Raw genomic sequence first — 8,487 nt, forward strand, 5'->3', positions numbered from 1 at the left:
AGTTCGACTACACCAAGGGCTACAAGTTCTCCACCTACGCCACCTGGTGGATCCGGCAGGCCATCACCCGGGCCATCGCCGACCAGGCCCGCACCATCCGCATCCCCGTCCACATGGTGGAGACCATCAACAAGGTCATCCGGGTCAGCCGGCAGCTGCTCCAGGAGCTGGGCCATGACCCCTCCCCCAACGAGATCGCCGCAGAGATGAACATGCCTGTGGACAAGGTCCGGGAGATTTTGAAGATTGCCCAGGAGCCGGTGTCTCTGGAAACTCCCATCGGCGAGGAGGAGGACTCCCATCTGGGAGACTTCATCCCCGACGAGGGCGCCAGCGAGCCCAGCGAAGCCGCATCCTTCACGCTGCTGAAAGAGCAATTGATGGACGTACTGTCCACTCTGACCCCCCGGGAGGAAAAGGTCCTGAAGCTCCGCTTCGGCATTGAGGACGGCCGGACCCGGACATTGGAGGAAGTGGGCAAGGAGTTCAACGTCACCCGGGAACGTATCCGGCAGATCGAGGCCAAGGCCCTGCGGAAGCTGCGGCATCCCTCCAGAAGCAAGAAATTGAAGGACTTCCTGAATTGACGCGAAACCGCGCCCATCCTGTGATGGGCGCGGTTTTATGGCCGGCAGACATGCGCTCTGTGCGGCGGGCAGACCTTTGACTTATCAGTTGACCTCGCTTTTTCCACAGGGAAACCGCGAGGACAGATACCGGAAAACCCTGTATCCTGATTTCAGAAAGGAGCGGTGCGGATGGATTGGATCAGTCAGCTCAACGACGCCATGTCGTATGTGGAGGAGAATTTGACAAAGGAGATCACCCTGACGGGCGCAGCCCGCCGGGCCGCCTGCTCCGCCTATCACTTTCAGCGGATGTTCCCGTATATGACCGGGATCAGCTTCTCCGAATACGTCCGCCGGAGGCGGATGACCGCGGCCGCCATGGACCTGGCAGAGGGCGCCAGGGTCATCGACACGGCGGCGCGGTACGGCTACGACTCCCCCACGGCCTTCAACCGGGCGTTTCAAAGCGTCCACGGCCTGCCGCCCAGCGCCGCGCAGGTCCGGGGCGCGGCGCTGCGGTCCTTCCCACGCATCACCTTTACTCTGTCCATTAAAGGAGAAGAAGCTATGGAGTATCGGATCGAGGAGCGGGATGCCTTCCGGGTGGCGGGCTTTGCCATGCGGGGCCCCATGTCCCTGGAGGACTGCTTTGAGCAGGTCCCCGCATTCTGGGAGCAGACCGCCGGAGAGATTCCCCGGCTGGCAGCGATGATAGACGGCTCGGGCCCTATGGGAATCCTGGGCGTCTCCGCCTGCGACGGCGGGAGATTCTCCGGATACTACATCGCTGCCGCCACCGGGAGCCCGGTGCCGGAGGGCATGGAGGAGTACACGGTTCCGGCGGGAACCTGGGCGGTATTCCCTTGCTGCGGCCCCATGCCCCAGGCCATGCAGGACCTCCAGCGGCGGATCGTCGGCGAGTGGCTGCCCAGCTCCGGCTATGAGTACGCCGAGGCCCCGGACATCGAGATCTACTCCGCGGACAACCATCACAACGAGGTCTGGCTGCCCATTGTGCCAAAAAAGTGACAGACACGAAGAGAGGCGAAGCGTTCGGCGCTCCGCCTCTCTTCCATATTTTATATAGCTCAATAGCGATACTTTTTCCGCTTCCCAACCAGGAACAGCGCAGTAACCGCCACCGCCAGGGCATCCGCCGCCACCGTGGAGAGCCAGATGCCGTCCAGACCCCAGAGCAACGGGAGAATCAGCACCGCCAGACACTGGAATACCAGTGTCCGCAGAAAGGAAATCAGGGCGGAGGTCAATCCGTCGTTCAGGGCGGTAAAGAAGGAAGAGCCGAAGATGGCTATCCCTGAGAACAGGAAGGAAAAGGAGAATATGGCAAAGGCCCGGACGGTGATGTTCATCAGCTCCGGGTCATACCCCACAAACAGCAGGGAGAGCGGACGTGCCAGGGTCTGCCCGGCAGCAAACATCAGCAGGGAAAACACTCCGATCAACACCAGGCTTCTGCGCAGCAGTCCCCTGCCCTCCTCGTAATTTTCGGCACCGTGGTGGTAGCTGATCACTGGTGACGCACCCACGGAGTATCCCAGGAACACCGCTTGGAAGACCAGGCTCACATACATCAGCACCCCGTAGGCGGCGATGCCGTTCTCTCCGGCGTACTTCATCAGCCGCATGTTGAACAGCATACTCACAAGGGACATGGAGATGTTGCTCATAAGCTCGGAGGCGCCGTTGGCACAGGCCCGCCGCAGGACCCCGCCGTCAAAGCCGCAGCGCACCAGCCGCAGGCGGCTGGTGTTCTCCCGTCCGAAGTAAAATAAAGGCACCGCACCGCCCACCAGCTGGCTCAGGGCCGTGGCCGCCGCCGCACCCTCCAGCCCGAAGCGAAGGACGCCCACAAACACCGCGTCCAGCACCATGTTGGTCAGCCCCGCCGCCACCGTCACACCAAGGCCCAGCTTGGGCTTTTCAGCGGAGGCAAAGAGGCACTGGAACTCAAACTGCAAAATGTAGAAGGGCACGGCCAGCAGGTTGATGGTGCCGTAAACCACGCAGTCCCGCAGCAGCTGTCCCTCCGCCCCCATCAGCGCCGCCACCCGGGGTAAAAATACAATGCCCAAAACAGCCAGCGCCACGCCGCAGGCCACTGAGGTATAGATCAGCAGGGAGAAGATTTCGTTGGCCTTTTCCGCTTTTCCCTCTCCCATGGTCTTGGCGATGAGAGCGCTGCCGCCAGTGCCGAACATGAAACCAATGCAGCCCAAAATCATCAGATAGGGCATAATGAGATTGACGGCGGCGAAGGGAGTCTTTCCTACAAAGTTGGACACAAAGAAGCCGTCCACCACGCCGTAAATGGAGGTGAAAATCAGCATGATGACAGACGGGAAGGTAAAGCGCAGCAGTCGCCGGCAGGTAAAATGATCGGATAATTGAATCATACGTTCTTAATAATAGGGGCCTTTTGACCCAAAACTCCTTTTCTAAAATTCTTCCGCCTTCTTCCGAAGGGCCAGCAGGAACCGCTCCGTCAGCTCCAGATACTGTTCCACATCCTCCCGCGGCCAGGAGTCGAAGATATCGTTCTCGATCCGGATGATCTTCCCGGCGGTCTCCGCCGCCAAGGCCTGCCCCGCCTCCGTCAGGAAGACACACTTGCTTCGGGCGGAGACCGGCTCCAGGTAGACCACTCCCTCCACCTCCAGCTTCCGCAGGGCGGAGTTCACCGTCTGCTTGCTGAGACCGGAGTAACGGCAGATATCCCGCAGAAGGCAGGAACTGCCGCTGTCGCAGATGGTGTAGAGAACGATCATGGCGCTGTCGGACAGCCCCAGCTTCAGCGACATCTCGTGATACACCCCGTCAATCTCCCCCAGCAGGTGGTTGTACCGCCGCATTGCTTTTGAATGGCCACAACCCATCACGCACCCCCTATTTGTCCGAAATCGTACTTACAGCGTGATTGACAGTATAGTATGATTTCGTACCAATGTCAAGCACCTCTCTGTGAAGAAACCGTTAAAACCTGCGCTGCAGGTGAATATTCTCCGGCAGACGAGGGATTGTAAAACCCTGTCAAATGTACTATAATAAGTGCCAAATCATATACAACCCAAACACCAGAGCATATATAAGGAGACCCTGTCCATGAAAAAATTCTGTTCCCTCCTCCTGGCCCTGCTGCTGACCGTCCTCGCCCTCCCACAATCGGAGGCGCTGGCGCCCTGCCCCAGCTTCGAGACCACCATCCTCTTCACCCATGACCTCCACTCCCACTTTCTGCCCCAGCCCGGGCCGGACGGCGGGGAGTCCGGCGGCTACGCCCGGCTGAAAACTGCCATTGACCGGGAGAAGGCCCGGTACCCTGACGCGCTGCTGGTAGACGGCGGCGACTTCTCCATCGGCTCTCTGATCCAGACTCTCTACACCACCCAGGCCGCAGAGCTGCGGACCATGGGAGCCCTGGGCTACGACGCCGCCACTCTGGGCAACCACGAGTTTGACCACACCGGAGCGGGCCTGGCCCAAATGCTGAACGCCGCCGCGAACAGCGGGGAAAGGCTCCCTGCCCTCGTGGAGTCCAACTATGTCCCCGCTTCGGACAACCCGGACCGGGACGCCATCCTGGCGGCCATGGACAATTATGGCGTACAGGAGACCATGATCCTGAAGCGGGGCGGCGTCACCTACGGCATTTTCGGCCTCATGGGCGTGGACTCCCACGACTGCGCCCCTACCTCCGGCTTTGTCCTGGAGAACATGGCCCAGGCGGCCCGGCGGTGCGTGGAATCCCTGGAGGCCCAGGGGGCGGAGTTTATCCTCTGCCTGTCCCACTCCGGCACCGAGGGCGGCAAGGGAGAGGACTACGAGCTGGCAAAAACTGTGGACGGCATCGACGTCATCGTCTCCGGCCACACCCACACCACACTGGCGGAGCCCATTGTGGTAAACAATACCTATATTGTCTCTGCCGGACCCTACTGCCGGAATCTGGGCTCCATTACTCTGGAAAAGGACGGAGATGCCCTCCGCCTGACAGACTACCGCCTGACTCCCATCGACGAAACCCTCCCCGGCGATCCGGGCGCCGCCGCTCTGGTGGAGAGCTGGAAGGTGCAGGTGGGCGAAACGTACCTGAAACGCTACGATCTCACTTACGACCAGGTGCTGGCCCGCTCGGACTTTGATCTCAACACCCCCCGCTCCGGCGTGCAGGAGGGAAACGCTCTGGGGGAGCTGGTGGCCGACTCCTTTTTGTACGCCGCCGGCGCCGCGGACCGGGCAGCGGGCCGGGAATACCAGACCACTGTGGCCGTGACGGCGGACGGCGTCCTCCGGGCGAACCTGGCCGCCGGAGACCTCACCGCCTCCCAGGCCTTTGACGTACTGTCCATGGGCGTGGGCAGCGACGGGACCTCCGGATTTCCGCTGGTGGCGGTGTACCTCACCGGGGCGGAGCTGCGGGACGCATTGGAGGTGGACGCCTCCGTCACCCCCATCATGCCGGCGGCCCAGCTGTACTGTGCCGGGGTCCGGTACGGCTTCAACACCCACCGGGTGTTCTTCAACCGGGTGACGGACGCCCTGCTCTGTGAGACAAACACCTGGACGAAGGAGGCACCGGCCTATGGGGCAACCGCCGGAGATACACAGCCCTCCGGCAGCGAAGACAGCTATGGCTATACAGTCGTCCATTCAGACACGGTCCTCAGCGGGATTCAGGACAGCCGGCTCTACCGGGTGGTCACCGGGATGTACTCCGCTCAGATGCTGGGGACGGTGAAGGGCAAGTCCATGGGCCTGCTCTCCCTGGAGCCCAAGATGGCCGACGGCACACCCGTGACAGATTTCAACGACTGCATCCTCCGGAATGAAAACGGCAGCGAGATCAAGGAGTGGTACGCGCTGGCCATGTACCTCCAATCCTTCGGCCCGGATGGAATTCCAGCCCGGTACTCCGCCCCGGACGGGCGCAAAACGGTCAGCTCCAGCTGGAATCCCATAGAGCTGCTGAAAAACCCCAACTGGATCACCCTGCTGGCACTGGCGGTAATCCTGCTGGTGTTCACCGCGGCGGCCCTCATTATCCGCTTCGTCGTCCGCCGGCGCCGGAGACGCGGGTAAGCATTCATCTTCACAGGGCAGAAAACACGACCCCAAATTTGACAGAACAGGGAGGAGACAAATACCTATGGACAAGAGAGAGGCCTGGATCAAACTGGTGGAGGAGAAATCCGCCCATTACCTGAACTTGGGGGACGGCGGCTTTGACGAAAAGATGCACGTCCGCCTGGTCAGATGCAGCTATGAGGAACAGAGCGTCACCTATGCTTTTGAGACCCAGAAGTGGCAGATCAACGAAAAGGGCGGCATCCATGGCGGCGCCATCCTGGGGATGTTCGACAGCGCCTTCGGCGTGGTGGCCAACTTTACCGCCGGGCCCAACGAGGCCACCACCACAGACATGACCGTCTCCTTCATTCGGGGTGTGGAGTACGGCATGAACGTGGAACTGACAGTCTACATTGTCAAGGCCGGACGCAGCCTCATCCGCCAGCGGGGTGAACTCGTCGATGCGGACACTGGAAAGCTGCTGGCCATTGCCAGCGGCAGCTGGATGCCGCTGTAAGCGGGCTCTATCTTAATAAACCTGAAAACGCAAAACACCTGCCGGGGGGCATGAAGACCCCCGGCAGGTGTTTTTTCAGCTGTGTTTAAAGATATATGGCCGCCGCCGGCTCTACGGACACTTATTCCCTCTCGCATTCAGCAGCAGACCCACCCCAAAGCCCACGGCCGCCGGGACCACCCAGCCTAAACCATAGCTGTAAAGGGGCAGCCAGCCCGCCGTCCAATCCACCAGAGGCTGGCAAGCACCGCCCACCACCCGGGCCAGCTCCAGCACTGCCGCCGCCAGAGACGTGCCCATGGCGCAGCCGTACACAATGCGGGCATGTCCGAACCAATTTCCGAAAATCCCCAGCAGGATCAGCACGATAGCCAGGGGGCACAGGAAGTACAGCACCGGTGCGGACAGGGCAATGATTTGGGACAGGCCGATGTTGGAGATCAGCAAAGACGCCCCGGTGAATACTACCGCCCACTTGGGGTAATCCAGCTTTCCGGGAAAGAGCTCCAGAAAGGTCTCGCTGCACGCCGTCACAAGGCCGATGGCGGTCTTCATGCAGCAAAGAGTCACAGTAGCCGCCAGGATCAGACTTCCGCCCCGGCCAAAATAGTGGTGGGAGATCATGGCAAAGGCGTCGCCGCCGGTAAAGCCGGGGGTTGACAGCTCAGCGGCATACAGCCCATAGCTCTGGGCCCCCACCAGAGCGGTGGCGGCATAGATCAGGGCCATCAGCGCCATGCTGACCACGCCGGCCTTGACGGTGCTGCCTGCCACAGCTCCCGGCTCCGTCACTCCCAGCTGGCGGATGGTGCGGATCACGATGATGCCAAAAGCCAGGCTGGCCAGGGCATCCAGAGTGTCGTATCCCTGGAGGAACCCGGCGAAAAAGGCGCCGCCCTCATAGCCGCCGCTGACAGGCACCTCCGAGAGGGAATTTACCGGCCTGACCAGGGCCGCAACCAGCATTACTCCCAAAAACGCCAGAAAAGCGGGGTTGAGAAACTTCCCAACGGAGTCCAGGATCTTGGAGGGCCTCAGGGCAAAGAACAGCACCGCCGCAAAGAACATCACGGTAAAGATCACCTGGGGCAGGGCCGCCGCCTCCCCCACCAGGGGCCGGACACCGATCGTAAAACTGGTGGCGGCGCACCGGGGAATGGCAAACAGGGGCCCAATGGTCAGATAGAGTGCGCAGGTAAAAAGATAGCAGAACCGCCTGGAGACCCGCCCGGAGAGGTGAATCAGTCCTTCGCTGCGGGAGATACCCATGGAGACAATACCGAGCAGGGGAATGCCCACGGCGGTGACTAGCAGCCCGGCGAGGGCTGCCGGCAGAGCTGTCCCGGCCTTGGCACCCAGGATCATGGGAAAGATAAGGTTGCCCGCTCCGAAAAACAGGCCAAAGAGCATGGAGCCAATCAGCGCCAGCTGGCGGATGGTCAGTTTCTGGTCCATTATAGGTCTCTCCTGTATGATGTATTTTTGTTGTTGTATGACATAATACCATAAATTTCTCAGTTTGTCATCTCTAATATCCGAAAGATTTTCAGCATTTCATCTTGTGGAGACAGAGGATTCGTGATATATTGTAGTATTATAATTTTTTGAGAGGAGTGCTTGGGATTGAGCAAGCAGGCAGCAGACAGCGCGGAAAAGCAGAGTCCTCTGGAACGGGTGTCCGCCTTTATTGTGGATAAACGGAAGGCCTTTTACCTCATTTACATCGGATTTGCCATCTTCTGCGTCTTTTCCAGCGGCTGGGTGGCGGTCAACGACGATCTGACCAGCTACCTGCCGGACACCACCGAAACCCGCCAGGGCCTGACCATCATGGATGAGGAGTTTGTCACCTTCGGCACCAGCCGTATTATGGTAGACAACATAACCTATGCGCAGGCGGAACTCCTGGCGGAGCAGGTCCGGGCCATTCAGGGAGTGAAATCCGTGGAATTTGACGGCACGGAGGACCACTACCACGACGGTGCCGCCCTGTTCTCCATTACATACGGCAGCACTGCTGCCAGCCCTGTGAGCGCCGACGCCCTGGAAGAGGTCAAAGCCCTTCTGGAGGGTTACGACGTATACGTTACTGGAGACGTAGGCGATTCGGCCTCCGAAAATCTGGCCGCCGAGATGCAGGTGGTCATGGTCATCGCCGTGGTCATTATATTGCTGGTGCTGCTGTTCACCTCCCACACCTACATGGAGATCCCCGTGCTGCTGATGACCTTCGGCATGGCGGCGCTGATGAACAAGGGCACCAACTTCAAGATCGGAAGAGCACACGTCTGAACTCCAGTCACCATACGGAATCTC

At 60.2% G+C, this 8,487-nt stretch carries 7 protein-coding genes; 4 read left to right on the forward strand and 3 right to left on the reverse strand.

The window, feature by feature from the left end:
• Together QZ326_RS09410 and QZ326_RS09415 are read left to right on the forward strand one after the other, a co-directional pair.
• Positions 1–587: sigma-70 family RNA polymerase sigma factor (locus QZ326_RS09410; RefSeq protein WP_295744405.1), on the forward strand; the 587-nt coding region annotated here is incomplete at its 5' end.
• A gap of 171 nt (positions 588–758) precedes the next feature.
• Positions 759–1,598: an effector binding domain-containing protein gene (locus tag QZ326_RS09415; RefSeq protein ID WP_295744408.1), complete on the forward strand. Its 840-nt coding sequence runs from the start codon at positions 759–761 to the stop codon at positions 1,596–1,598.
• 59 nt (positions 1,599–1,657) lie between these two features.
• On the opposite strand, the gene QZ326_RS09420 is transcribed toward QZ326_RS09415, so the two are convergent.
• Entirely contained in the window at positions 1,658–2,983 is a 1,326-nt protein-coding gene (locus tag QZ326_RS09420) for an MATE family efflux transporter (protein WP_295744411.1), read from the reverse strand.
• Positions 2,984–3,025: 42 nt separating this feature from the next.
• Positions 3,026–3,463: a MarR family winged helix-turn-helix transcriptional regulator gene (locus QZ326_RS09425; protein ID WP_295744413.1), complete on the reverse strand. Its 438-nt coding sequence runs from the start codon at positions 3,461–3,463 to the stop codon at positions 3,026–3,028.
• 226 nt (positions 3,464–3,689) lie between these two features.
• On the opposite strand from QZ326_RS09425, the gene QZ326_RS09430 reads away from it, so the two are divergent.
• On the forward strand, positions 3,690–5,666 hold the full coding sequence (locus tag QZ326_RS09430) for a bifunctional UDP-sugar hydrolase/5'-nucleotidase (RefSeq protein ID WP_295744416.1): 1,977 nt from the start codon (positions 3,690–3,692) through the stop codon (positions 5,664–5,666).
• Positions 5,667–5,733: 67 nt separating this feature from the next.
• Positions 5,734–6,171, forward strand: coding sequence for a PaaI family thioesterase (locus QZ326_RS09435; protein WP_295744419.1), 438 nt, complete (start codon positions 5,734–5,736; stop codon positions 6,169–6,171).
• Positions 6,172–6,282: 111 nt separating this feature from the next.
• On the opposite strand, the gene brnQ is transcribed toward QZ326_RS09435, so the two are convergent.
• Positions 6,283–7,626, reverse strand: coding sequence for a branched-chain amino acid transport system II carrier protein (gene brnQ, locus QZ326_RS09440; RefSeq protein ID WP_295744422.1), 1,344 nt, complete (start codon positions 7,624–7,626; stop codon positions 6,283–6,285).
• Positions 7,627–8,487: the final 861 nt, after the last annotated feature.

The sequence above is a fragment of the uncultured Oscillibacter sp. genome, from assembly GCF_910587525.1.
GTDB lineage: Bacteria > Bacillota > Clostridia > Oscillospirales > Oscillospiraceae > Oscillibacter.

Bases quoted from the DNA above. Each gene is read 5' to 3' on its own strand.
- QZ326_RS09415 (WP_295744408.1), top strand. From the start codon at position 759: ATGGATTGGATCAGTCAGCTCAACGACGCCATGTCGTATGTGGAGGAG.
- QZ326_RS09420 (WP_295744411.1), bottom strand. From the start codon at position 2,983: ATGATTCAATTATCCGATCATTTTACCTGCCGGCGACTGCTGCGCTTT.
- QZ326_RS09425 (WP_295744413.1), bottom strand. From the start codon at position 3,463: ATGGGTTGTGGCCATTCAAAAGCAATGCGGCGGTACAACCACCTGCTG.
- QZ326_RS09430 (WP_295744416.1), top strand. From the start codon at position 3,690: ATGAAAAAATTCTGTTCCCTCCTCCTGGCCCTGCTGCTGACCGTCCTC.
- QZ326_RS09435 (WP_295744419.1), top strand. From the start codon at position 5,734: ATGGACAAGAGAGAGGCCTGGATCAAACTGGTGGAGGAGAAATCCGCC.
- brnQ (WP_295744422.1), bottom strand. From the start codon at position 7,626: ATGGACCAGAAACTGACCATCCGCCAGCTGGCGCTGATTGGCTCCATG.